Genomic DNA, 25056 nt, shown 5'->3' with positions numbered 1-25056 from the left:
GTCTGCCAGCTACGAAGGATCGCGCAGCAACCCCAGCGCCGATTCGCGCGACAGCCGGCGTCGTTCCCACAGCGTCACGCCGCCGGCGAGCACCAGGCCGGCCAGCAGGCTGGCCAGCGGCAGCCAGGCGTTGAAGGAAACCGGCAGTTCCAGTACCTGCCGCCCCACCGCCCAGCCGGTGACGCTGGCGGCCAGGCCGGCGACCAGCCCGGCGGTGGCGCCGATCAGCGCGCCTTCCCACCACTGGATGGCGGCGATCTGCCGGCTGTGCGCGCCCAGCGCGCGCAGCACCGCCGCTTCGCGCCGTCGCTCGGGGGCAGAGGTTTCCAGCGCGGCCAGCAGCACCACCACGCCAGCGGCCAGGCAGAACACGAACACCAGCCGCAGCACGCTGGCCGACAGGCCCAGCACCCGCCGCACCTCGCCCAGCACCTCGCCGACATCGATGAAGGTCACGTTGGGAAAGGCACGCGACCACTGCGCCACCTCGGCGCGACGCTCGGGCGGCAGATGGAAGCTGGTGATCAGGCTGGTCGGCGCGTCGGCGAACATCGCGGGCGTGCCGACCACGAAGAAGTTCACCCGGAACGAATCCCACTCGACGGTGCGCAGGTTGACCACCTTGCCGGCGACCCGGGTGCCGGCCACGTCGAAGGTCAGTGTGTCGCCCAGGCGGATGCCCAGCGTTTCCGCCAGCCCGGCCTCGACCGACCAGCCCTCGCCCGCCAGCGGCTTGCCGGCGGTGAGCCGGTTGTCCTCGCGCAGCATCTCGCCCCACGACAGGTTGAACTCGCGCTCGGCCAGTCGCCGCGCGCGCTCGTCGTCGTAGCCGCGCGGCTGCACCGGCTGGCCGTTCCGCTCCACCCAGCGCCCACGGATCATCGGTTGCAGCACCGCGTCCTTCACCTGCCCCGCCGTCAGCGCATCCTGGAAGGCGCGCGCCTGATCCGGCTGGATATTGAAGGCGAAGACGTTGGGCGCGTCCGCCGGCAGGCGCCGCTCCCACGCCGACAGCAGATCGCGCTCGACCGCGGTCAGCAGCCACAGCCCCAGCAGCCCGACCGCCAGCGCGCCCAGTTGCGCCGCCGACAGCCAGATGCGCCGCGCCAGTTGCCGCAATGCGATGCGCGCGGCGAAGCCGTTGGCGAAGCGCGACACCAGCCACAGCAGCAGCCAGCCCACCAGCCCGGACACCGCCACCGCGCCGACGATGCCGCCCGCCACGTACAGCGCCAGCCGCGCGTCGCCCGCCACCCACAGGAACACGGCGGCCGCCGCACCCAGGGTGACCAGCAGGCTGAGCCACAGCCGCGCCGGCGCGGTCAGCTCGCGCCGCAGCACCCGCGCCGGCGGGGTGCGCGCCAGCTGCATCAGCGTCGGCCCGGCCACGCCCGCCAGCAGCACCAGCCCGAGCGCGCACGCGGCCAGCCACGGCCACGGCGTGGGCAAGGGCAGCGCGTCGGGCAGGTTGTCGCGGACCAGCAGCGCCAGCGCTTCCTGGGTGAGCCAGCCTATGGCTCCGCCCAACGCCGCCGCCAGACCGAAGATCAGCGCCAGTTCGGCCAGCAGCAGGCCACGGATGCGCGCGCGGGTGGCGCCCAGGGTGACGAACAGCGCCACCGCGTCGGCCTGCTTGGCGCTGTAGCGCCGCGCCGCCAGCAGCACCGCCGTGCCGGCCAGGGTGGCGGCCAGCAGCGTGACCAGCCGCAGGAAGGTCTCGGCGCGTTCCAGCGCGCGGCGCACCTGCGGCTGCGATTCGCGCACGTCCTCCAGCCGCTGGCCGCGCGTCAATTGCTGGTCCACCTCGGCGCGCCACTGCGCCACCGCCGGCGCCTCGCCGGCCACCAGCAGGCGATAGCGGATGCGGCTGCCGAAGCCGATCAGGCCGGATTGCGGCAACTGCTCGGCGTTCATGATCAGGCGCGGCTGCAAGCCGGCGAAATCGACGGCGATGTCGGGCTCGCGCACGATCAGCGCGCCCACCTTCATCTCCAGCCGGCCGACGCGCACTGCGTCGCCCACCTTGAGCCGCAGCCGGTTGGCGAGGCGATCGTCCACCCACACCACGTCCGGCGCCGGTGCCGCGTCGACCGTGTAGTCGCCGCGACCGGCGTTCAGCGTCAGTGTGCCGCGCAGCGGGTACGGTCCGGCGATGGCCTTGAGCGTGGACAGCGCGGCGTCGCCGTTGGCCGACACCATCGACGGGAAGGTCTGGGTCTGGCTGGTGGTCAGGCCGCGCGCCTCGGCGGCTTGGCGCAGCGCCGCCGGCAGCGGCTGGTCGGCGGAGACCACGGCGTCGGCGGCCAGCAGGTTGTTGGCTTCGGAGTTGAGCAGGCCGCTGACGCGCCCGGCGAACAGCCCGACCGCGGTCAGCGCGGCGATGGTCACCGTCAGCGCGGCGATCAGGGTGCGGTGCTCGCCGGCGCGCAGGCCGCGCAGGAACTGCCGCCATGCCAGCACCAGGGTGGCGGTCTTCATGCATTCACCTGCTCGATCACGCGGCCCGCCGCCAACCGCAACCGCGCGCCGCAGCGCGCCGCCAGCCGCTCGTCGTGGGTGACCAGCACCAGCGTGGTGCCGCTGGCCGCGTTCAGCTCGAACAGCAGGTCGGCGACGCGCTCGCCGGTGTGGGTATCCAGGCTGCCGGTGGGCTCGTCGGCGAACAGCACCTGCGGCCCCGGGGCGAAGGCGCGCGCCAGCGCCACGCGCTGCTGCTCGCCGCCCGACAGCGTGCGCGGCGTGTGGTCGCGCCGCGCCGCCAGCCCCACCCGATCCAGCCATTGCCCGGCCACCTGCGCCGCGTCACGACGTCCGGCGAGTTCCAGCGGCAGCATCACGTTCTCCAGCGCGCTCAATTCCGGCAACAGCTGGAACGACTGGAACACGAAACCGGCCACGCGCCCGCGCAGCAAGGCGCGGCCATCTTCGTCGAGCGTGCCCAGCTCCTCGCCGGCCAGCCGCACCGTGCCGCGGCTGGGGGCGTCCAGGCCAGCCAGCAGCGACAACAGGGTAGACTTGCCGGAGCCGCTGGCGCCGACGATGGCCAGGCTGGCCCCCGCCGGCAGGCCGAACGAAACGTCGGCAAGGATGTCGAGTGCCTCGTTGGCGGCAACGACATGCTTGCCCAGGCCCTGCGCCTCGAGCATGAAGGAAGAACGATCGGCAATGGAATTCACTATGACTGGCCTTCGCGGGTGTTGGCGTTTCTGGATGGGGCTGTTGGCCCTGCTTATGGTTGCGGCGGTGCCCGCCGCGCGCGCGGCGGACCCGGTTCTGCTGGTGTTCGGCGACAGCCTGTCCGCCGGCTACGGCATCGAGGCCAAGGCGGCCTGGCCCAATCTGCTGGGCACGGAACTGGCCCGCCAGGGCAAGCACTACCGGGTGGTGAACGCCAGTGTCTCCGGCGAAACGACCGCCGGCGGGCGTACCCGGTTCCCCACCGCCTTGAAACAGCATAGCCCGAGTATCGTCATCCTCGAACTGGGCGCCAACGACGGCCTGCGCGGGCTGCCGGTGAACGCGGCGCGCGACAACCTGGCGGCGATGATCGCGGCGGCGCAGCGCGCCGGCGCCAAGGTGCACCTGGTGGGCATGCAGATGCCGCCCAACTACGGCCCCGACTACACCGCCGCGTTCGCGCAGATCTATCCCGCGCTGGCCCGGCAATACCGCACCGGCCTGACGCCGTTCCTGCTGGCGCCGGTGATCGAGCGGCCGACGATGTTCCAGAACGACCAGCTGCACCCCACCGCCGAGGCGCAGCCGCTGCTGGCGAAGATGATCGCCGCCGACCTGAAGCCGTTGCTCGCCAGGCCGTGACTCCGGGTAGCCGCTATAAACCGCGGCCCTCGGCGATCAGCTCCAACGAAAAACGGCGCATGACTGCGCCGTTTTTCGTTGGCCCTCTCGCCAATGTCACTTGGCCTTGTTCTTGGCTTCCGGCAGCACTTCCACGTATTTCACCACGCGCTCGACGCCGCCGACAAAGCTGGCGGCGCGCGCCGCACGCTCGGTCAGGTCGGGGGTGGCCAGGCCCATCAGGTAGACCACCTTGCGCTCGGTGGTGATCAGGAAATGGATCGAGGTCACGTCGCCCGCCTCGGTCAGGATGGCGGTCTTCACCCGCGCGGTGAGCTGGGTGTCGTTGAGCCGGTCGGTGCTGGACGACGGCGGCGCGACCACCGTCTCGTTGTACACCGCGCGCACGCCGGGCCAGGTGGCGGCGATCTGCGCCACGTTCTGCCGCGCCGCGTCGTCCGGCAGTTCGCCGGTGAGCAGCACGTGGGCGTTGAACACATTGACGTTGACGTGGGCGCGCTCGCGATAGGTGTCGATCACTTTGGCGGAGATATTGGCCCCCAGGTCCACGTCGCCCTTGATGGTCTGCGCATTGCGCGGATCGGAGCCGACCAGCGCGCCGACCGCGGCGCCGGCCACGAACACCATCGGCACGCACGCCGACAACCCCACCACGCCCGCCAACGCCAGGGCAACCAGCTTCCGTTTCATTTATTCGCCTCCCAACAACAAGTAATCCACCGCATCGCACAGGGCATGGATGATGGTGATGTGCACTTCCTGGATGCGCGCCGTCCGGTTGGAGGGCACGCACAGATGGATATCGTCGCCCGCCAGCAGTTCCCCGATCTGGCCGCCGTCGCGCCCGGTCAGCGCCACCACGCCCATCTGCCGGTCGTGCGCGGCGTGGATGGCGGCGATCACGTTGGCCGCGTTGCCCGACGGCGAGATCGCCAGCAGCAAGTCGCCGGCGCGGCCCAGCGCATGCACCTGCTTGGAGAACACCAGGTCGAAGTCGTAGTCGTTGCCGATGGCGGTCAGCGACGAGCAATCGGTGGACAGCGCCAGCGCGGCCAGGCCCGGCCGCTCGCGCTCGAAGCGCCCCACCATCTCCGAGGCGAAGTGCTGCGAATCGGCCGCCGAGCCGCCGTTGCCGCAAGCCAGCAGCTTGCCGTCCATGATCAGCGACTGCATCATTTTTTCCGCCGCCGCGGCGATGGCGGGCGACAGCAGCTCCATCGCGGCCTCCTTGGCGGCAATGCTGTCGAAGAAGTGCTGACGCACCCGTTCGGTCAATTCCATTCCAACGATCCTTGTGAAAAGGCTTGATGAGCGGCGACGCGACTCAGCCCGCGTCGAAACACGCTTTCAACCATTGCAGCCGCTCGCCGTCGATGCACACGGCATCGAAGCGGCAGGGCGGCAGCGGGGAGACGGTTTGCAGGTAGTGCCGGGCGGCGTTGACCACGCGGGCCTGCTTGGCGGCGGTGATGCTGGCGGCGGCACCGCCGAAGCGGCTTTGCGCCCTGGCGCGCACCTCGACGAACACCAGCGTGTCGCCATCGCGCGCGATCAGGTCGATCTCGCCCTGGCGGCAGCGCCAGTTGCGCGCCACGATCTTCAGGCCATGACGCGCCAGGTAGTCGGCGGCCTGCGCTTCGGCCGCCGCGCCACGTCCGCTCACTGCGGCAGCGGCTCCACCGGCGGCGCCTCGGGCACCGCGTCGGCACGGGCGGCGGTCAGGGTGCGCGGCACCAGCGTGCGCTGAACCACGCCGTCGGCACCGATGGTCAGGCGCCCGGTCAGGCCGTCGTCGATACGCACCGCGGCGGGCTGGGTATCGCGCAGCACGATCGCCAGCCGCCACGCGTCCACGCCCAGCGCGAACAGACGCTCCAGGTCGTTGGATTTGCCGCGGGCGCGCTTGTAGAAGTCGTAGGTCGGGTTGTCCGGATCGGCCAGCCACGGGATATCGAGGAAGCGGATGCCGGCCAGATCCACCAGCGTCGTCGCGCCCAGGCCGCCCGGATCGATCTGGCTGGTGGCGAACACCGGCAGCATGTTGCCCAGGAACGGGCGGATGCGCCGCGCGGCGCGGGTGTCGGTGGCGAGGAAGATGCCGTCGGCGCCGCTGGCGTCCAGCTGGGCGCGCAGGCCCGCGTAGTCGGTGCCTTCCACCGTCAGCGTGCTCGGCGCGGCGTTGCGGTCGGCGCGCCAGCCGTCGATGAAGCCCTGCCCCATGCGCCGCGCCAGCACGCCGTCGCCCAGGATCACCACCGGGCGGTTCACGCCCTGCTCGGCGACGAAGCGCGCGGCCTGCTGCGCCTCGGCTTCGACCGACAGGCTGAAGCTGTAGAGATGGGGGCGGCGCAGCGTCTCCTCGGAAAAGCTGTTCAGCGCGATCACCGGGAAGTCGAACTGTGCGTTGTCGGCCACATAGGCCACCGCCGTCTTGGTCAGCGGACCGATCACCGCCACCGCGCCTTCGGCCTGGGCACGCTGGAACGCGGCCAGGATGTCCTGCTCGTTGTCCGAGGTATCGATGGTGCGCAGCGGCGGCGTGCCCGGCGCGGCCAGGGTGCGTTCGGCCGACATCGCGCCGGCGCGGATGGTCTCGGCGGCGGCGCGCCACGCCTTGGACTGGGTCGGCAGCAGCAGCGCGATGAAGGCCGGGCCGCGCTGCGGCGCGGGGGTCGGCGTCGCGCCGGCTTCGGGCAGCGGTGCGGACTGCGCGGGCGCTTCGTCCTGCAACGGTCGCAGTTCCACCACCGGGGTGGGCATCGGCGTCGGCACCGGCTGGAGGATCGGCGGCGTGCTCGCCTGCGGGGCGGGCGACGAGGCGCAACCGCTGGCCGCCACCAGGACCGCGCCGTATAGTGCGAACGCCATCAGGCGCCGACAGCGCCGCGCGAGGAGACCGAGAGCGTGCATAACGAGCCCTTCCAAATCACAAGGCCTGCATTATATGTGGTGGCCACTCCCATCGGGAACCTGCGGGATTTCTCGGCCCGCGCGCGCGAGGTGCTGGCCCAGGCCGACGTGATCGCCGCCGAGGACACCCGCGTCACCGGGCAGTTGCTCAAGCACTTCGGCATCGGCACCCCGATGGTCAGCCTGCGCGAGCACAACGAACGCGCCATGGCCGACAAGCTGATCGCCCGTCTGGCCGCCGGCGAGGCCGTCGCCCAGGTATCGGACGCCGGCACGCCCGCGATCTCCGACCCCGGCGCGCAACTGGTGGCCGCGGTGCACGCCGCCGGCTACCCGGTGGTGCCGGTGCCCGGCGCCAGCGCGCTGACCACCGCGCTGTCCGCCGCCGGTTTCACCTGCCCGCACACCCTGTTCTACGGATTTTTGCCGCCCAAGCGCAAACAGCGCCAGGACGCCCTCGCCCCGCTGGCCGCGCTGCCCTACGTGGTGGTGTTCTACGAAGCGCCGCACCGCATCCTGGAAACGCTGGCCGATCTGGTCGAGGCGTTCGGTGGCGATCGCACCGTCGTGCTGGCGCGCGAACTGACCAAGACCTTCGAAACCATCCGCCGCGCCCCGCTGGCCGAGCTGACCGCCTTCGCCGAAGGCGACGCCAACCAGCAGCGCGGCGAATTCGTGCTGCTGATCGACGCCGCGCCGGCCGCGACCGCCGACAGCGGCGAAGCCGGCGAACACGACCGCGTGCTGGCGCCGCTGGTAGCCGAGCTGCCGGTGAAGCAGGCCGTCGCCCTCGCCCAGTCCATCACCGGCGCCCCGCGCAACACCCTCTACGCCCGGGCGCTGATCCTCAAGCAAGGCGAAGACCAGGGCGAGGACGAATCGAGCTAACGGGATGAAGGCCGGCCGGCTTGCCAGCCGTCGGGCGCTTCGGCCATAATTGCGCCCTTCCCTGCCCGGGTGGCGAAATCGGTAGACGCAGGGGATTCAAAATCCCCCGCCGCAAGGCGTGTCGGTTCGAGTCCGACCCCGGGCACCATCAAGAAAAACGCGGCTTCCAGCCGCGTTTTTTGCTTTCTGGCGGAGTATCCCGCAAATTCCACCCCGTTCCGCAAAACGTCCTCAGCACGGGGACTTGGCCAGCTTGCCGGGGCGGTTTCGGATGTAGCGCCCGATCATCTGTGGCGTGGTATGAGCAAGCAAGCGTTGTGCCGCAGCTTCGCCTTTTGGTCATCGGCCTCGGTGCCTGCCCTGGCCCGCAACGTCAATGAAATGGCAACAACCCCCATATGGTGATTCTGGTAGGGCTTGTGGGTAGTCGGGATGGTGGGCAGTCTGGCAATATGGTTGAATGATATTGGGGATGACTTTAAGTATTCGTCTGTCAATCGTTGTCCAAAAACCATTGTTTAGGTATGAAAATGATTTGGATTCCATTGGTACTTGGCTTAACAGCGCTGATGTTAAGCGTTGTCGGTTTTATATTTGGTTTGATGGCTGCGCCAACGATTAACGAAAAGCTGGGCTTGGTATGCATTTTCTTTCCCGTAATCGTCCCGATTGTTTGCCTCCTGAATTATCGGAAAACGAAATATGCCAGCAACTTCTTTTTAGGGGGCTTGGTTTCCTTTTTGCTGACTGGCATTTCAGCAGCCATCGTCTTATAGCTCGTAAATCTACGGAATCGGAATGGATGCGACGGAAGAAAAGGCGCTGTCGGACATAGAGCAATATGGGCTCCACATCCTGCATGTACTGGAGGAGGAAGATCTGCCTCCATTTACTTACTCGATTGGGATCGAGCAAACGATAGGACATGCTGAATTGATTGTGATTGGGCTCCAGCCGGAGCTGGCTCAATTTATGGTCAATGAATGCTACGCAAAGCTGCAATCGGGCGAGTTGATCGAGCCAGGCGATTCGGTCAGCGGTCTGCTGGAAGGCTTCGATTGCAAGATCGTGGAATTCCCTAAAGACGCGTACAAGGCGTATTTGGGCTGGGCTTTGTGGCTGTACAAAGGCGCCAACTTCCGCGCGTATCAAATCGTGTACCCGAACACATCCGGCGTATGGCCTTGGGAGAACGAGGCTGATGATTGGTTCAAGCGCTGGCAGCCAATACCAGGAGCTGCGCCGTGTGACCAAGTGCGTTAGCCATCTGCCTGGATAGGTGGTGTAGCGCCAGCGACTTGATTACCACAGCAACCTCCCGGTGTCTTCTAAACGTTCTGGCGCCAGCGTTCGTAATACATACAAACAAGCTTCCTGGATCGGCAAACGAACCCGGCAACGGGCGGCGGCAAACACGCCGCCCGCCCGCTCAGGCGCCGGCGGTCACCGCCAGGCTGCCGGCTTGGGCGCTGCGCGCCTGCCACGCCTTGAACCAGCGCCGCGCCGGCTGTTCCACCCAGAAATGCGCCAGCGACGCCACCACCAGCACGCAGCCGCTGAACAACAGCAGGTACGGCAACGCGCCCAGGTGCGGGATGTCGATCTCGTTGCCGTACAGCACGTTCTGGATGGGGATGTGCACCAGGTAGACGGCGTAGGAGATGCGGCCGAGGTACTGTAGCGGCGCGATCGACAACAGCCGGCTGAGCAGGCCGCGCTGCTGGGCCAGGCTCAGCATCAGGGCGAAGATCAGGATCACCGCGACGAAATCCAGCGGCGCGTTGCGCACCGGCCCCATCAGGATCGGCGTCAGGGCCAGCAACGGCAGCAGTTCGAACAGGTTCCAGCCCACGGCGTGGCCGGCCACGCGATCCAGCCGGCCGCTGACGCGGTAGGCGAACCAGCCGAGCAGGAAGCCGGCCATGCCGCGCACCATGCCGGCCGCCAGCCAACCCCAGTACAAGGTGTGATGGACGTCCAGGTGGTGGCTCAGGTTGTAGATCACCAGGTAGCACGCCAGCGCACCCAGCAGCAATTGCACGCTGCGTACCCGTTGCGGGATCACGAAGAACACGATCAGGTTGACCCACACTTCGATGCTGATGCTCCACGCGGGGAAGTTCCAGGTCAGCCCTTGCGGGTTGAAGCCCACGTTGTGCAGCAACAGCAATTGCTGGATCAGCGTGAACAGCGTGCCGTCGGCGTAGCTGGGCCATTGCCCGTAGCGCAGCAGGTAGCTGGCGGCGAACAGCGCCAGGCCCAGCAGGTGCAGCGGATAAAGCCGCGCCAGGCGTTGCAGCACGAACAATCCGCCTTCGGGCCGTGCGGGCCGATCGAGACAGCTGTGCGCCATCACGAAGCCCGACAGCATCATGAAGAACTCGACCCCGAGGTAGCCGGGCCAGCTGTAGGTGGTATGGAAATAGATGATGGCGATGGCCACCACGCCGCGCAGACCCTCGAGCGCGGTGAAATAACGGCTTTGCATGGGACTCCTCTCGATGGCATTGTCATTTTTGTGTCCGGATTGTAACAACGTCCCCCGCCCGCGGCATCCGGCCCCGGGCGCCGCGTGAGAGCGATCACCCGCCGGCCCCGGCGCTGCCAGGACCTACCGCGCCGTGCGGCCGTCCCTTCGAGCGACGGCGCATTGCCAATCTTCTTCATGGGGTGATAACGATTTGTTGGCGGCGAATGCGCACAATCGTGCCCGGCACTCGCATCGAAGCCGGCAGGCACGACGGCTCATTCCCTTCGACGCCACCATGTCCACGCTGGCCGAAGGTATGCATCTGGGGGCGGGCAACAAAAAACGCGGCCTCTGCCGCGTTCCGCTTGCCGTGCCGCACGGGCGCTCAGGATTTCTTGCGCACCTGTTCCACCGGCCCATGCAACGGAACGGCGTCGGGCGACAGGCGCATGGCGCCGGCAGCGGGCGCCGGGGCGGGCTGTGGATGGCTTTCGGAACGCAGCGCGGCCAGGGCGGCGGCGCGCACCGGCGGCGAGGCCGCGGCGTAGGCGTCGAGCACATCATGTTGCTCGGGACTGAGCTGGCCGGGATGCCGCTCGCCCAGCACCACGAAATGAATGTCCACGCCGAATCGGGCCACGGTAGCGAGGAACGCGGCATCGGGCACGCGCTCCCCGGTTTCGTAGTTGGTCTGGGTCCGCCGGACCACGCCCGCCCTGGCGGCGAAGTCCTCCTGGCTCAAACCCAGGCGCAGACGCTCGATCTTGAGGCGCTCGCCGATTGTATTCATTCGTTCTCGAAAACATTGACATGAGCACTTTTGTGCTCAAAAATGCGAGGATTCATCGATCGTCGGCGATCATAGCATCCGTGTGGCCCGCGCCCGGCAGGGACGGCACGCCTGCGATCCGGCCAAGTGAAAACCATAGGTTTTACCCTAGCGCATGAATAAGCGCCATCGCCGGCAATTTGAAGCCGCTGACAAACCAGCGAAGCAGTTCCGGCAAGGGGTACGAAACGCCCTGAGCGGCGGCAAGCCGACCACTCACCCACAGCACAACGCGTACGGCCAGGGAGGCCCGGCGCCCCGCATAACGCAGCCAGCAGGATGTTGCCAACCGCGCTTGTTCAGCCGGCTGGCCCACGGCAGGGCATGGCTGCGACCAGCCACACGGGCAACGCCCCGTTTCCTCACAGGATTGCTCCCATGATGCTCGAACTGCGCCACATCGCGGATATCGATCCCGATGCGCCGATTCCCTTCGCCGATCTGGTGTCGCCCGGCATCCTAGTGCTGAGTTCCATCGCCGATTCTCAAAGCCTGCTGGTCAGCGCGCTGGCCTTGGAGGAAGGCTCCGAACAGCAGATGCGCTTCGTACTGCGCAACACGCTGGCGCTGCTGCGCACCGCCGAAGAAACCCTGGAGACCGCACTGGACGTCGCCAGCCGCCACGCCCGGACCGGCGCACCGATGCAAGACTGATCCTGCCGGCGCGACTGGTCATGTGGCCCGCCACGCCGCTACAGTGGCGATCCGTTTTCCAGTCGGAGCCGCCATGCAGGTCCGCCCCCTTGTTCCCGCCGATGTGCGGATTCTGATCCCCGCTTTCCTCGACGCCTTCAACGGTCCGCCCTGGCACGACCAGTGGACCGAAGCATCGGCGCAGCGCTACCTGGGCGGCTTTGCCGCCAATCCCGCCGCCCGGCTGTTCGGCATCTTCGACCACGACATCCCGTGCGGTGGGCTGATCGGGCAGATACGTCACTGGTGGACCGGCTCCGAATGTTTCATCGACGAGCTGTTCATCGCACCGGCTCATCAGGGACGCGGGCTGGGGCGGGCGCTGGTGGACGGTGCGGAACACCTGTTGGCGGCCGAAGGCATCGCGGCGCTGACCCTGCTGACCGAGCGCGACAGTGCCGCCGAACGCTTTTACCTGGGCCGGGGTTTCGAACACCGGGAGCGCCTGGGCTTCATGTCCCGAATGTGCGATTTACAAGGCCGGTAGGTAAGCTTTACCCGCCTGCCATGCGGCACCGGCGCAAAGCTCTGCCTCATGGCCTGGCACGCTCCTTGCACCATGGACGCTGCGTATTTGCCAAGGAGAACGTCATGAAGCATCTCGTCACTTCGCTCGTCGCCGCGTCCGCCCTGCTGGCCGGCACCACCGCGCTGGCCAACGACGCCAATACCTACCGCTCGGAACAGGGCTCGGCCACGCCGCAGGCGGTGGACCCGGGCACCGATCTGCAAGTGGATCGCAGCTTCGGCAACTGGGGTCCGTGGGACGCCGACCGCGACCGCAACGCGGCCAGCCCGCGCGGCGACGATACGCTGGACAGCGATATCAATCGCTGAGCGGCGATGTGGTTCAACGACCGGGGCGGCCTGACGGCCGCCCCGGTCGTTTGCAGGCGCATCGGGTACGCCACGGCCGGCGCGACGAGGCCGGCCAACCCGTGGAGGCGGCCCTTACTCGGGCCATTTGCGAGGGTCGGCTGGCCGGCAAATGCTGGTTGAGTCCCTCCCGGATCGGGAGTCCAGCAGGAGCCAGCCATGCCCGCCGTGGAGATCTGCGTCATCCAGCCGTTCCCCGTCGCGTTCTTCCAGCGCTTCGGTCGCGACCATCCCCTGGGTAACAGCCTGGGCGCGGCGCAAAGTGCCTGGCAGGCCATCAGCACCTACGTGGAAGACCATAAACTGCTCGGCCCGGACACCAGCTTCATCGGTTTGTATCGCAACAATCACTTCGAAGTGGCACCGCCGGATTGTTGCTACGAAGCCTGCGTGGTGGAACCGCTGGCGCTGCCCCCCGCCCCGGGGCTGACACTGGGCAATATCTGCGGCGGCCGCTACGCCGTCATACGCCACCACGGTGCCTACGAAACCATGGGCGACACCTGGAAGGCGCTGTACCTGGAGTGGCTGCCACGCAGCGGCGAGCGGTTGCGCCGGATGCCGTCCTTCGAATGGTGCCGCGTCTTTCCTCCCGCCCAGCCGTCGCCGGATGCCTGGCTCACCGAGTTGTGGCTGCCGCTGGAACGGCAGGTGTGACATTGAAGCTGGGGCGCCACCCGCGCCATCGGCCTCATTGATCCGCGGGCGCCACCCAGGCGCCAGCACCAATCGACCCAGGGCCCAGGCACGTGCCCTGCTGGCAGCACAGGCCCCGCCTGGCGGCCCGGTGGGGAGGGCCATTCCAGCGGATGGTTGTAGGCGGCATGCCCCAGGGCAATGCTGGCAAGGTTTGCGCCCTGGCATGGCAACACGGCTCAAGCCCGCTCCGGCGAGGCAGGCCGCCAAGTCATCCCTCACTCCCTTCGTTGTCCGACCGCCAGCCGCCTCATGCCCATCAAGTTCACGCTCAATCAGAAACTCTGGCTCGGAGCGTTGCTGATCGTCGGCGCGGCGGGCATCCCCACGGGTCAGTTGGTGTGGCAGAACATCCGGGAGTCGCGGATCGAACAGCGCAACCTGGACAACCTGACGGCTTACCGCCTGGGGCTGCAGACCACCAACGTGATCTCCAACGAGCGCGGCATCTCGATGGCGCTGATCAGCGCCAGTGGCGCCGACAGTATTGCCGCGCGCCGGCTGTTGACCGCGGAGCGGGTCCGCAGCGATCAGTTGCTGACCCAGTTCGATATCACGCTGCATCGCTTTCGTTTCGCGATGCCGGTCGATCATAAGGCCCGGCTGGCGCAGGTGCGGCGCTCGCTGGCGCTGTCGCGGGCCAGGGTGGATCGGCTGGCCCTCCTGCCGCGCGCCACGCGCGGCAGCGATGAATCCGAAGCCGCGCTGCAAGGAATGATCAACGCCATCGAGTCGCTGCGCCCCGTGGTGGACGCCATCGGCGGGCAGACCATCAACCAGGACATGCGCATGGCGCGGGTGGTGTTGAGCGCGCGCACCATCGAGGATCTGCGGGACTACGCCGGCCGTGGGGCCATCCTGCTGGCGGCCCCCATGCTGGAGCGGCAACCGCTGGACGCCTCCCGCCGCACGCGGCTGGAACAGTTGCTGGGACGCATCGACCAGTTGCATACCCTGCTCGACAGCCAGCTCGCCACCTACCTGCATGTGCCGCGCATCCGCAAGGCCAAGGCCGAGGTCAACCTGCGCTACTTCAACGAGGCCTACGCCAAGCTGCTGGAAACCGAACTGCTGTGCCGGCAGGCGTCGGCGGCGAAGCAGGCGGCGCCCGACCAACTGCTGCGCGACCTGCATCCCAAGGTGCAATCGCTGGAAACCCTGCGCGAAGCCATCGTCGGCACCGCCAGCGAAGGCATCGCCAGACAACGCGACAGCGCGTGGCGGAAGGCGTTGCAGACCATGGTGCTGGGCGGCGCGATGGCGCTGGTGCTGCTATGGCAGCTGCTGCTCATCCGCCGTTCGCTGATCTCACCCCTGCTGCGCGCCCGCCGCGACATCATCGAACTGGCCCGCGACAACACCCAATGCAGCGACGAACGCCGGCCCAGCGGCCCGGAGATGCGCGCCCTGTTCGAGGCCATCGATACGCTGCGCCGCCACCAGCGGCGGCGGCACGCGCTGGAGACCGAACGCGAGATCCTGACCGCGCAGTTGCGGCAGCAGGCGGAAACCGACGGGCTGACCGGCCTGATCAACCGGCGCGGCCTGGAGATCCAGAGCGAGCAATTGCTGGCCCGCGCCGCGCTGCTGGGCCGCCCGGCGGGGCTGATCCTGTTCGACATCGACTATTTCAAGCAGGTCAACGATCGCTACGGCCACCTGGTGGGCGACCAGGTGCTGCGCGCAGTGGCGTATTGCGTGCGCACGCTGTGCCGCACCAACGACGTCGTCGGGCGCTTCGGTGGCGAGGAATTCATGATCGTGGTGGAGGGGCTGGATCTCTCCACCCTGCACCACGTGGCCGAGAAGGTGCGCAACGCCATCGCCCAGCAGCCGGTCATGGTGGACGACCAGCTCACGCTGCACGTCACGGCCAGCTTCGGGGTGGCGCTCAGCGATCCGCAGCCGGGACCGGATTGGCCGGCATTGATCGAACGCGCCGACATCGCGCTGTACCGCGCCAAACACCTGGGTCGCAACCGGGTGGAGGACGAGCCCTCGCCGGACCACGGCGAATCGCCTTCCCCGAGCGAAGGATCGCCATCCGCCTCGCCGCGGCCCCCGGCATGACACGCCGCGCAGCCGGCGGCGACTGACGCCGTTCAGCGCCGGCCGAGCTTCCGTTCCAGCCAGAAGATGCCGGAGATGGTCTTGCCGTCGGTGATGTGGCCGTCGAGCACACCGGCGACCAGTTCATCCAGCGACACCGCCACGGTCTCGACGAATTCGCCCTCGTCCAGCTGCGCCTCGCCCTCGGTCAGGCCGCGCGCCAGGAAGAAGTGGATTTCCTCGTCGGAATAGCTGATCAGCGGATGCAGCACGCCCAGGTATTCCCATTCGCGCGCGCTGTAGCCGGTTTCCTCCAGCAGTTCGCGCTGGCCGCAGGCGAGCGGCGTCTCGCCCGGATCGAGCTTGCCGGCCGGGAACTCCAGGAACACCCGATGCAGCGGATAACGGAACTGCCGTTCCATCAGCAGGCGGCCGTCGTCCAGCACCGGCATCACCATCACGGCGCCGGGATGGACCACGTATTCGCGGGTGGCGCTGCCGCCGTCGGGCAGGCGCACGCTGTCGCGGTTGATGTGCAGCAGCGCGCCGTCGAATACGCGCTCGCCGTCGATTCGGGTTTCGATCAGATGGTCGTCTTGGGACATGGAATGAGGGGCGGAAGGAAAAAGGGGGCGGCCGGATGCCGCCCCCGACTGCCGAAGATTACAGCCGGACCGGTGATACGTTCCAGATATCCTCGGCGTACTCGCGGATGGTGCGGTCGGCGCTGAACTTGCCCATGCCGGCGATGTTGAGGATGGTGCGGCGCGTCCATTCGTCCTGCTTGCGGTACAGCGCGTCCACCTTGTCCTGGGTATCGACGTAGCTGCGGTAGTCGGCCAGCAGCTGGTAGTGGTCGCCCCAGTTCACCAGCACGTCGAACACCAGGCGGAAACGCTCCGGGTCCTCCGGGCTGAAATAGCCGGACGCCAGCATGTTCAGCACTTCGTGCAGCTCCAGATCCTGCTCGTAGAAGGCGCGCGGGTTGTAGCCGTCGCGGCGCAGCGCCTCGACCTGCTCGGTGGTGTTGCCGAAGATGAAGATGTTGTCTTCGCCCACCTGCTCGCGGATCTCGACGTTGGCGCCGTCGAGGGTGCCGATGGTCAGCGCGCCGTTGAGCGCGAACTTCATGTTGCCGGTGCCCGATGCCTCGGTGCCGGCGGTGGAGATCTGCTCCGACAGATCGGCGGCCGGGATGATGATCTCGGCCAGCGACACGCCGTAGTTGGGGATGAACACCACCTTCAGCTTGTCGCCCACACGCGGGTCGTTGTTGATCTTCACGCCGATGTCGTTGATCAGCTTGATGATCAGCTTGGCCATGCGATAGGCGCTGGCGGCCTTGCCGGCGAAGATCACCACGCGCGGCACCCAATCCTTCTCCGGGTGCTTGAGGATGCGGTTGTAGCGGGTGATCACGTGCAGCACGTTGAGCAACTGGCGCTTGTACTCGTGGATGCGCTTCACCTGCACGTCGAACAGCGCGTGCGGGTCGATCACGCCGCCCAGGCGCCGTGCCACGAATTGCGCCAGGCGCTGCTTGTTGTCGAACTTGGCCTCGGCCACCGCCTTGACGAAGGCCGGGTAATCCATGTGCTGCTTCAGTTCGGCCAGTTCGTCCAGGTTGCTGCGCCAGGTCTTGCCGATGTAGTGGTCGATCACCGACGACAACGCGGGGTTGGCCTGCGCCAGCCAGCGGCGCGGGGTGATGCCGTTGGTCTTGTTGTTGAAACGCTCGGGATAGAGCTTGGCGAAGTCGGCGAAGATCGATTGCACCATCAGGTCGGAGTGCAGCGCGGACACGCCGTTGATCTTGTGGCTGGCGACCACCGCCAGGTAGGCCATGCGCACGCGGCGCTCGCCGTGCTCGTCCACCAGCGACACGCGGCGGATCAGGTCGGCGTCGTTGCCGAACTTGGCGCGCACCTCGTCGAGGAATTCGTCGTTGATGTCGAAGATCAGCTTGAGATGGCGCGGCAGCACGCGGCCCATCATGTCCACCGGCCAGGTTTCCAGCGCCTCGCTCATCAGCGTGTGGTTGGTGTAGCTGAACACCCGCTTGGCGATGCCCCAGGCGCGATCCCACTCGACGCCGTAGTCGTCGATCAACATGCGCAGCAGCTCGGGGATCGCCAGCACCGGGTGGGTGTCGTTGAGGTGGATCGCCACTTTGTCCGGCAGGCTGTCCACGTTGTCGTAGGTGCGCATGTGCCGGTGCATGATGTCCTGCAGGCTGGCCGAGACGAAGAAGTACTCCTGGCGCAGCCGCAGTTCCTTGCCCGAGTAGGTGGAGTCGTCCGGGTACAGCACGCGCGACACGTTCTCGGACAGGTTCTTTTCCTCGACCGCGGCGAAGTAGTCGCCCTGGTTGAACTTGGTCAGGTTGATCTCGTTGGACGAGCGCGCCGACCACAGCCGCAGCGTGTTGGTGGCCAGGGTGTCGTAGCCCGGCACGATGTGGTCGTGCGCCATGGCGAACACGTCCTGGGTCTCCACCCAGCGCACCTTGCGCCCTTCGTCCTGCAACCGGCCACCGAAGCGCACCAGGTACTGCACCTCGGAGCGCGGGAATTCCCACGGGTAGCCGTTGGCCAGCCAGTAGTCCGGCGCCTCGATCTGATTGCCCTCGATGATGCGCTGCTTGAACATGCCGTAGTCGTAGCGGATGCCGTAGCCGTAGCCCGGCAGGCCCAGCGTGGCCATCGCGTCGAGGAAGCACGCGGCCAGCCGGCCCAGGCCGCCGTTGCCCAGCGCGGCGTCGGGCTCGATGGCGTCGATCTCGTCGTAGTCGATGCCCAGCGCATCGAGCGCGGTGCGGGTTTCGTCGTACAGCCCGAGCGCCAGCAGGGCGTTGGTCAGCGCCCGCCCCATCAGGAACTCCATCGACAGGTAGTAGACGCGCTTGCTTTCCTGCGAGTACTGGGCGCGGGTGGTGCGCATCCAGCGCTCCACCAGCCGGTCGCGCACCGCCAGCATGGTGGCGAACAGCCAGTCGCGCGGCTGCGCGGTGATCGGGTCCTTGCCGACAGCGAACACCAGCTTGTTGGCGATGGAGCGCTTGAGCGATGCCACATCGGTACTGGGGGAGTCGTGCACGAATTCGACGGTCATTGTGGAAGCTCCGCTTGTGTTATCTGAAACCGTTCCGGGGGCGCCTCGCGGGCGCCGCAGCCGGTACTGTCGGCGTGCCGACGGTTTTTATGCAACCAGGCGCTGGTACAGCGCCACGTAGGCCGCCGCCGAGGCGCCCCAACCGAAATCCTGCCGCATCGCGTTGCGCCGCACGTTCTTCCAGTCGCGCGGGCGGTTCCACAGCGCGTAGGCGCGGCGAATGCCCGCTTCCAGGCCGGCGACGCTGAATTCGTCGAACACGATGCCGGTGGCGCTGTCGTCGGCCAGGTTCTCCAGGCTGCTGTCCACCACGGTGTCGCCCAACCCGCCGACGCGCCGCACCAGCGGCAGCGCGCCGTACTTCAACCCGTAGAGCTGGGTCAGCCCGCACGGTTCGTAGCGGCTGGGCACCATGATGAGGTCGGCGCCCGCCATGATGCGATGCGAATGCGTTTCATCGTAGCCGATGGTGACGGCCACCCGCCCCGGATACGCCGCGACGTTGGAACGGAACGCCGCCTCCAGGTGCGGATCGCCGCTACCCAGCAGCACGAATTGGCCGCCGCCGGCGATCAGGCGCGGCAACGCTTCGAGCACCAGGTGCAGCCCTTTCTGCTCGGTCAGACGGCTGACCACGCCGAACAGCGGGGCGTCCTCCTGCACGTCCAGCCCATTGTCGCGTTGCAGTGCGGCGCGGTTCTTCGCTTTGCCGGCGGGCTTGTCGGCGCTGTAGGCGGCGTCGATCAACGGGTCGGCGGCCGGATTCCACACCGCCTCGTCCACGCCGTTGAGGATGCCGCTCAAGCTGGGGCCGCGGTCGCGCAGCAGGCCGTCCAGCCCGCAACCCTGGTCGGGCGTGGTGATCTCGCGGGCGTAGCTGGGCGACACGGTGGTGACGTGGTCGGCGTAGAACAGGCCGGCCTTCATGAACGAGACGTTGCCGTGGAACTCGACGCCGTTGACGTCGAAGAAATGCGCCGGCAAGCCCAGCTCGCCGAAGGTCCAGCCACCGAACACGCCCTGGTACGCCAGGTTGTGCACGGTGAACACGCTGCGCGCCGGGCGGCCGCGCGCGGCCAGGTAGGCCGGCGTCAGCCCGGCGTGCCAGTCGTGCGCGTGGACCACCTCGGGACGCCAGAAGCCATCCAGGCCGCTGGCCAGCTCGGCGCCGATCCATGCCAGCAGCGCGAAGCGGCGGTGGTTGTCGCCATAGTGCTCGTCGTAGGGATTGCCCGGGCGATCGAACAGGCCGGGCGCATCGATCACGTACAACCCGACCTCGCTGCCCGGCAGGTGCGCGAACCACAGGTGGACACGGCCGAACGGAGTATCGACGTCGGCGACGTCGCCTTCGCCCTCCAGCGCGGCATTGATGGCGGGGAAGCCCGGCACCAGCACCCGGACATCGACGCCCAGGCGGCTGAGCTGGGGCGGCAGGGCGCCGGTGACATCGGCCAGCCCGCCGGTCTTGAGCAGCGGATAGAGTTCGGAGCAGACGTGCAACACGCGCATGGGAAGCATCCTGACGAGAAGACTTGCGCGCAGTGTGGCCAATGCGCTTGTCAGCCGTATGAAATGCGGCGGGCATGGCCCGCCGTGGGGAAAACGATGCCCCGCCGTTGCAGGCGGGGCGACCAGCCTTGCTACTTTTGCAGCCGCGCCAGCATGTCGCGGGTCACCAGCACCACGCCGCCTTCGCTGCGGTAGAAGCGGCGGCTGTCCTCCTCGGCGTTTTCGCCGATCACCGTGCCCTCGGGGATTTCGCAGGCGCGGTCGATCACGCAGCGGCGCAGCCGGCAGTTACGGCCGATGGTCACCTGCGGCAGGATCACCGAGGAATCGATGGTACAGAACGAATGCACCCGCACCTGCGAGAACAGCACCGAGTTGATCACCAGCGAGCCGGAGACGATGCTGCCGCCCGACACCAGCGAGTTCAGCGTCATGCCGTGGCTGCCGTTGTGGTCCTGCACGAACTTGGCCGGCGGCAGTTGTTCCTGGTAGGTGCGGATCGGCCAGTCCTGGTCGTAGACGTCCAGTTCCGGCGTGACCGACGCCAGGTCGAGGTTGGCGGCCCAGTAGGCGTCCACCGTGCCGACGTCGCGCCAGTAGTCGTGGCCGTTGGGATCGGATTTCACGCACGAGAGCGAGAACGGGTGCGCCAGCGCGCCGCCTTCCTGCACCACCTTGGGGATGATGTTCTTGCCGAAGTCGTGGTCGGAGGCATCGTTGGCCAGGTCTTCGTCGAGATGGCGGTAGAGATAGTCGGCGTTGAACACGTAGACGCCCATCGACGCCAGCGCGCTCTCCGGCTTGCCCGGCATCGCGGGCGGATCGGCCGGCTTTTCCAGGAAGTCGGTGATGCGGCGTTCCTCGTCGATGTGCATCACGCCGAAGGCGGTGGCCTCCATGCGCGGCACCTCGATGCACGCCACCGTGCACTGCGCACCGGACATCACGTGGTCCACCAGCATCCGTGCGTAATCCATCTTGTAGATGTGGTCGCCGGCCAGGATCACCACGTATTCCGGGCGATAGCTGCGGATGATGTCCATGTTCTGGTACACCGCGTCGGCGGTGCCGCGATACCAGTGTTCCTCGTCCACCCGCTGCTGCGCCGGCAGCAGGTCGACGAACTCGTTCATCTCGTTGCGCAGGAACGACCAGCCCTTTTGCAGGTGGCGCAGCAGCGAGTGCGACTTGTACTGGGTGACCACGCCGATGCGGCGGATGCCCGAGTTCAGGCAGTTGGACAGCGCGAAATCGATGATGCGGAACTTGCCGCCGAAATACACCGCCGGCTTGGCGCGATGATCGGTCAGCGCCTTGAGCCGCGAACCGCGCCCCCCGGCCAACACCAGTGCCACCGCCTTGTTCGGCAGTTGCCGCGCCAGGGTGGCCTTGTCGATCAGTTGAGATTCTTCCATGCGACCTTCTCCCATTTCAGCCCATTGCACCGGGCTCTAGATTTGGGTCCGGCGGTACGTTGCCGCCGGACCATGCGATGGTGTCGTGACGGCGGGGTTCAGGTCACGACGGTAGGTTCGGTCAGCCCGGTGTGCCCGGCGATGTCGGCCAGTTCGCGCGAGATCGCGATCAGGTCGAGCAACGCCTGCTGGGTCGGCACGCCGTGCTGCGCGGAATCCGGCTGATACCGCTCAAGATAGACCCGCAGGGTGGCCCCTTCGGTGCCGGTACCCGATAGCCGGTACACCACGCGCGAACCGCCGTCGAACACCACGCGCACGCCCTGCTTCGTCGAGACCGAGCCGTCGATCGGGTCGGTGTAGGCGAAGTCGTCGGCGCTGACCACGCGCAGGCCGTGCAGCGTCTGGCCGGGCAGTGTGGCGAGCTTGCCGCGCAACGCGGCCATCAGCGCGTCGGCGCGCTCGGTGGCGATGCCCTCGAAATCGTGGCGGCTGTAGAAGTGCCGGCCGAAGCGCGCCCAGTGTTCCTCGACGATGCGGTTGACGGTCTTGCCGGTGGCGGCCAGCAGGTTGAGCCAGCACAGCACCGCCCACAGGCCGTCTTTCTCGCGCACATGGTCGGAGCCGGTGCCGTAGCTTTCCTCGCCGCACAGCGTGACCTTGCCGGCGTCGAGCAGGTTGCCGAAGAATTTCCAGCCGGTGGGCGTCTCGTAGGCGGCGATGCCCAGTTGCTTCGCCACCGCGTCCACCGCGCACGAGGTCGGCATCGAGCGCGCCACGCCCTTCAGCCCGCCGGCGTAGGCCGGCACCAGGGTGGCGTTGGCGGCGAGGATGGCCAGGCTGTCCGACGGCGACACCACGAGGTTGCGGCCGACGATCATGTTGCGGTCGGCGTCGCCATCGCTGGCACCGCCGAAGTCGGGCGCGTCGGCGGCCGACATGCGATCGATCAGCTCGGTGGCGTAGGCCGGATTGGGGTCGGGGTGGCCGCCGCCGAAGTCGGGCAGCGGGGTGCCGTTGATGACGGTGCCGCGCGGTGCGCCCAGCGTCTGCTCCAGCAGGCGGATGGCGTAGGGGCCGGAGATCGCGTGCATCGCGTCGAAGCAGGCGGTGTGGCCGGCGGCGAACCAGGCGCGGATCGCGGCGAAGTCGAACAGCGATGCCATCAACTCGGCGTAGTCGGACACCGGGTCGATCACCGCCACCTGCATTCCGGCCAGGGTGCTGTCGCCGATGACGTCGATGTCCACATCCGGCGCATCGATGATGCGGTATTCGCTGATCTGCAGGCTGCGGGCGTAGATGGCCTCGGTCACCTTCTCCGGCGCGGGGCCGCCGTTGTCGATGTTGTACTTGATGCCGAAGTCGCCGTCCGGGCCGCCCGGGTTGTGCGACGCCGACAACACGATGCCACCGCTGGTGCCGTACTTGCGGATCACCGCGCTGACCGCCGGGGTGGACAGCAGCCCGCCCTGCCCCACCAGCACGCGCGCCGCGCCGTTGGCGGCCGCCATTTTCAGGATGATCTGCACCGCCTCGCGGTTGTGGTAACGGCCATCGCCGCCCAGCACCAGTGTCTTGCCGGCGATGCCGCCCAGCGCATCGAAGATGCTCTGCACGAAGTTTTCCAGGTAATGCGGCTGCTGGAAGACGCTTACCTTCTTGCGCAAGCCGGACGTGCCCGGCTTCTGCCCCTCGAACGGCCGCGTGGCCACGGTCTTGATGGTCATGGTTGTTCCTCGGAATAAAACGGGCTGGCGAAGAGGCCCGGCTCGCAGGCGTCCTCGATCAAAACGGTGAGACTGCGCGCAGCGACCCGGCATTCGCCCTGATGCAGCGCAGAATCCCTGTCCTCGGTGCTGGCCAGGCGCACCCGCCAGCACCCCGGCGGCAGGCGGAACGGCACCTGGTTGGCGGAGGCATTGATCAGCACCAGGAAGAAGCCGGCCAGCTTCACGCCCAGCGCGCGACCGGCGTTGTCCTCCCAGTCGTGGGGGCGCAGCGGCTCGCCGGACGGGTTGAACCACGCCACGTCGGGAAAGCCGCCGTCCACCGCCTCGCCCTGCCACCATTCGCCGGCGATCAGCGCCGGGCACAGCCGGCGCAGGCGGATCAGCTCGCCGATGAACTCGGTGTGCAGGCCCTCACCGGTGCCCCAGTCGAGCCAGGTGGTGTCGTTGTCCTGGCAGTAGGCGTTGTTGTTGCCGCCCTGGCTCTGCCCCAGTTCGTCGCCGGCCAGCAGCATCGGCGTGCCGTGCGACAGCAGCAGCGTCGCCAGCAGCGCCTTCTGCGCGCGGTGGCGCACCAGGGCGATGCCCTCGTCGGCGGTCGGCCCCTCGACGCCGCAGTTCCAGCTCTGGTTCTGGTTGTGGCCATCGCGGTTGTGCTCGCCGTTGGCGAGGTTGTGCTTGCGGTTGTAGCTGGTGAGGTCGGTCAGGGTGAAGCCGTCGTGCGAGGTGACGAAGTTGATGCTGGCCCACGGCTTGCGCGCGTCGTGCTGGAACAGGTCGCTGGACGCCGCCAGCCGCTGGGCGAACTGCCCGCGCGTGACGCCGTCGTGCAGCCAGAAGCGGCGCATGGTGTCGCGGTACTGGTCGTTCCATTCGGCCCAACCGGGCGGAAAGCGCCCCAGCTGGTAGCCGAAGGGGCCGATGTCCCACGGCTCGGCGATCAGCTTGAGCCGGCTCAGCAGCGGATCCTGGGCGATGGCCGACAACAGCGCGGCGCTGTCGGAAAAGCGCGGGGTGCGGCCGAGGATGGGGGCGAGGTCGAAGCGGAAGCCGTCGACGCGGCAGGTGGCGGCCCAGTAGCGCAAGCTATCCATCACCAGCTGGATCACCCGCGGATGACCGAGATTGAGCACGTTGCCGCAGCCGGTCCAGTTTTCGTACTCGCCCTGGCTGTCGAGCACGTAGTAGCTCTTGTTGTCGGCGCCGCGCAGCGACAGCGTGGGGCCGATGGCGTCCAGCTCGGCGGAATGGTTGTACACCACGTCGAGGATCACCTCGATGCCGGCCGCGTGCAGCGCCTTGACCGCGTCGCGGAACTCCGACAGCGGCGTGCCGCCCTGGCCGGACCAGTAGCGCGCCTCGGGGGCGAAGAACGACAGCGTGTTGTAGCCCCAGTAGTTGGACAGCCCGGCGCGTTGCAGGCGCGGCTCGTCGGCGTGCGCGTGGATCGGCAGCAACTGCACCGCGGTGATGCCCAGCCGCTTGAGGTGGCCGATCAGCGCGGGATGCGCCAGCCCGGCGTAGCTGCCACGCAGTTCGGGCGGCAGCGCCGGATGGCGCATGGTCAGGCCCTTGACGTGCGCCTCGTAGATCACCGTCTCGGCCCACGGGGTGTCAGGCGGCGCGTCGTCGCCCCAGTCGTAGGCTTCATCCACCACGCGGGCCTTGGGCGCCAGCGCGCCGTTGTCCACCGGATCGGGCTGGCCGGGGTTGCCGATGTCGTGGCCGTTGAAGTCGGGGTGGTCGAGGTAGTTGCCCAGCACCTCGCGGGCGTAGGGGTCGAGCAGCAGCTTGGCCGGGTTGTGGCGATGGCCGTCGCGCGGCGCCCACGGGCCGTGCACGCGGTAGCCGTAGACCGCGCCGGCGCCCAGGCCCGGCACCATGCCGTGCCACACGCCGTGGGTATTGACCGGCAGGTCGTGGCGGGCGGTTTCGATGCGCCCGGTGTCGTCGTACAGGCACAACTCCACCCGCTCGGCGTGACCGGCGAACAGGGCGAAGTTGACCCCCTCCTCCACCACGGTGGCGCCAAGCGGATAGGAGTGTCCGGGTTTCATG

Annotated in this window: 23 protein-coding genes and 1 tRNA gene; 10 read left to right on the top strand and 14 right to left on the bottom strand. The window is 67.7% G+C overall.

Features of this window, described 5'->3' with window-relative positions:
* Nucleotides 1-9: 9 nt before the first annotated feature.
* Both C556_RS19215 and C556_RS0103845 read right to left on the bottom strand, forming a co-directional pair.
* Nucleotides 10-2478, bottom strand: coding sequence for an ABC transporter permease (locus C556_RS19215; protein WP_018746912.1), 2469 nt, complete (start codon nt 2476-2478; stop codon nt 10-12).
* A complete protein-coding gene (locus C556_RS0103845) occupies nt 2475-3146 on the bottom strand; it encodes an ABC transporter ATP-binding protein (RefSeq protein WP_018746911.1) in 672 nt (223 codons plus the stop codon). Before C556_RS0103845 ends, C556_RS19215 begins: the two co-directional genes overlap by 4 nt.
* A 64-nt stretch (nt 3147-3210) precedes the next feature.
* Between C556_RS0103845 and C556_RS0103840 the strand changes: the two genes are divergently transcribed.
* Nucleotides 3211-3819 carry an arylesterase gene (locus C556_RS0103840; RefSeq protein WP_245559211.1) on the top strand — a complete coding sequence of 203 codons (609 nt, stop codon included), beginning with the start codon at nt 3211-3213 and terminating at the stop codon, nt 3817-3819.
* Nucleotides 3820-3915: 96 nt separating this feature from the next.
* Here C556_RS0103840 and C556_RS0103835 read toward each other — a convergent pair whose 3' ends face one another.
* The 4 genes from C556_RS0103835 to C556_RS0103820 are packed head-to-tail and all read right to left on the bottom strand — an operon-like array spanning nt 3916 to nt 6687.
* Nucleotides 3916-4509 carry a BON domain-containing protein gene (locus C556_RS0103835; RefSeq protein WP_018746909.1) on the bottom strand — a complete coding sequence of 198 codons (594 nt, stop codon included), beginning with the start codon at nt 4507-4509 and terminating at the stop codon, nt 3916-3918.
* On the bottom strand, nt 4510-5100 hold the full coding sequence (locus C556_RS0103830; RefSeq protein ID WP_018746908.1) for a phosphoheptose isomerase: 591 nt from the start codon (nt 5098-5100) through the stop codon (nt 4510-4512).
* A 43-nt stretch (nt 5101-5143) separates the two neighbouring features.
* Nucleotides 5144-5482, bottom strand: a complete 339-nt coding sequence (locus tag C556_RS0103825; RefSeq protein ID WP_018746907.1) for a YraN family protein — start codon at nt 5480-5482, stop codon at nt 5144-5146.
* Nucleotides 5479-6687, bottom strand: coding sequence for a penicillin-binding protein activator (locus C556_RS0103820; RefSeq protein WP_018746906.1), 1209 nt, complete (start codon nt 6685-6687; stop codon nt 5479-5481). Before C556_RS0103820 ends, C556_RS0103825 begins: the two co-directional genes overlap by 4 nt.
* A 78-nt stretch (nt 6688-6765) precedes the next feature.
* Here C556_RS0103820 and rsmI point away from each other — a divergent pair, with 78 nt between their 5' ends.
* The 4 genes from rsmI (at nt 6766) to C556_RS0103800 (ending at nt 8880) form a co-directional block, all read left to right on the top strand.
* Nucleotides 6766-7617, top strand: coding sequence for a 16S rRNA (cytidine(1402)-2'-O)-methyltransferase (rsmI, locus tag C556_RS0103815; protein WP_018746905.1), 852 nt, complete (start codon nt 6766-6768; stop codon nt 7615-7617).
* Between the two features lie 63 nt (nt 7618-7680).
* Nucleotides 7681-7765, top strand: a tRNA-Leu gene (locus C556_RS0103810).
* Nucleotides 7766-8141: 376 nt separating this feature from the next.
* Nucleotides 8142-8393 carry a hypothetical protein gene (locus tag C556_RS22745; protein ID WP_157235799.1) on the top strand — a complete coding sequence of 84 codons (252 nt, stop codon included), beginning with the start codon at nt 8142-8144 and terminating at the stop codon, nt 8391-8393.
* Between the two features lie 22 nt (nt 8394-8415).
* On the top strand, nt 8416-8880 hold the full coding sequence (locus C556_RS0103800; protein ID WP_018746903.1) for a DUF4262 domain-containing protein: 465 nt from the start codon (nt 8416-8418) through the stop codon (nt 8878-8880).
* 166 nt (nt 8881-9046) lie between these two features.
* Here the strand turns inward: C556_RS0103800 and C556_RS0103795 are convergent, their stop codons facing one another.
* Complete coding sequence (locus C556_RS0103795) at nt 9047-10105, bottom strand: acyltransferase family protein (RefSeq protein ID WP_018746902.1); 1059 nt, start codon at nt 10103-10105, stop codon at nt 9047-9049.
* Nucleotides 10106-10472: 367 nt separating this feature from the next.
* Entirely contained in the window at nt 10473-10877 is a 405-nt protein-coding gene (locus C556_RS19210) for a helix-turn-helix domain-containing protein (RefSeq protein ID WP_018746901.1), read from the bottom strand.
* Nucleotides 10878-11294: 417 nt separating this feature from the next.
* On the opposite strand from C556_RS19210, the gene C556_RS0103785 reads away from it, so the two are divergent.
* From C556_RS0103785 to C556_RS0103765, 5 genes are all read left to right on the top strand, one after another.
* The gene (locus C556_RS0103785) at nt 11295-11570 is read left to right on the top strand and encodes a hypothetical protein (protein ID WP_018746900.1); all 276 of its coding nucleotides are present in this window, start codon (nt 11295-11297) and stop codon (nt 11568-11570) included.
* Between the two features lie 73 nt (nt 11571-11643).
* Entirely contained in the window at nt 11644-12096 is a 453-nt protein-coding gene (locus tag C556_RS21435) for a GNAT family N-acetyltransferase (protein WP_018746899.1), read from the top strand.
* Between the two features lie 104 nt (nt 12097-12200).
* Nucleotides 12201-12446 carry a hypothetical protein gene (locus C556_RS0103775; RefSeq protein WP_018746898.1) on the top strand — a complete coding sequence of 82 codons (246 nt, stop codon included), beginning with the start codon at nt 12201-12203 and terminating at the stop codon, nt 12444-12446.
* A gap of 198 nt (nt 12447-12644) precedes the next feature.
* Nucleotides 12645-13142: an AraC family transcriptional regulator gene (locus tag C556_RS0103770; RefSeq protein WP_018746897.1), complete on the top strand. Its 498-nt coding sequence runs from the start codon at nt 12645-12647 to the stop codon at nt 13140-13142.
* A gap of 291 nt (nt 13143-13433) precedes the next feature.
* Nucleotides 13434-15251, top strand: a complete 1818-nt coding sequence (locus C556_RS0103765) for a GGDEF domain-containing protein (protein ID WP_018746896.1) — start codon at nt 13434-13436, stop codon at nt 15249-15251.
* A 32-nt stretch (nt 15252-15283) separates the two neighbouring features.
* Here the strand turns inward: C556_RS0103765 and C556_RS0103760 are convergent, their stop codons facing one another.
* The 6 genes from C556_RS0103760 to glgX form a co-directional block, all read right to left on the bottom strand.
* The gene (locus tag C556_RS0103760) at nt 15284-15835 is read right to left on the bottom strand and encodes an NUDIX domain-containing protein (RefSeq protein ID WP_018746895.1); all 552 of its coding nucleotides are present in this window, start codon (nt 15833-15835) and stop codon (nt 15284-15286) included.
* A gap of 58 nt (nt 15836-15893) precedes the next feature.
* Nucleotides 15894-18341 carry a glycogen/starch/alpha-glucan family phosphorylase gene (glgP, locus tag C556_RS0103755; protein WP_018746894.1) on the bottom strand — a complete coding sequence of 816 codons (2448 nt, stop codon included), beginning with the start codon at nt 18339-18341 and terminating at the stop codon, nt 15894-15896.
* An 87-nt stretch (nt 18342-18428) separates the two neighbouring features.
* Nucleotides 18429-19853 (bottom strand): glycogen synthase GlgA, encoded by a 1425-nt coding sequence (gene glgA, locus C556_RS0103750; protein ID WP_018746893.1) that lies wholly within the window; start codon nt 19851-19853, stop codon nt 18429-18431.
* 131 nt (nt 19854-19984) lie between these two features.
* Entirely contained in the window at nt 19985-21268 is a 1284-nt protein-coding gene (gene glgC, locus C556_RS0103745; RefSeq protein ID WP_018746892.1) for a glucose-1-phosphate adenylyltransferase, read from the bottom strand.
* A 98-nt stretch (nt 21269-21366) separates the two neighbouring features.
* Nucleotides 21367-22998 carry an alpha-D-glucose phosphate-specific phosphoglucomutase gene (locus C556_RS0103740; protein ID WP_018746891.1) on the bottom strand — a complete coding sequence of 544 codons (1632 nt, stop codon included), beginning with the start codon at nt 22996-22998 and terminating at the stop codon, nt 21367-21369.
* The gene (gene glgX, locus C556_RS19200) at nt 22995-25055 is read right to left on the bottom strand and encodes a glycogen debranching protein GlgX (protein WP_018746890.1); all 2061 of its coding nucleotides are present in this window, start codon (nt 25053-25055) and stop codon (nt 22995-22997) included. Before glgX ends, C556_RS0103740 begins: the two co-directional genes overlap by 4 nt.
* Nucleotide 25056 lies beyond the last annotated feature (1 nt).

The organism is Chitiniphilus shinanonensis DSM 23277, assembly GCF_000374805.1.
GTDB classification, from domain to species: domain Bacteria; phylum Pseudomonadota; class Gammaproteobacteria; order Burkholderiales; family Chitinibacteraceae; genus Chitiniphilus; species Chitiniphilus shinanonensis.
This window is presented reverse-complemented; position numbering and strand designations above follow the sequence as displayed.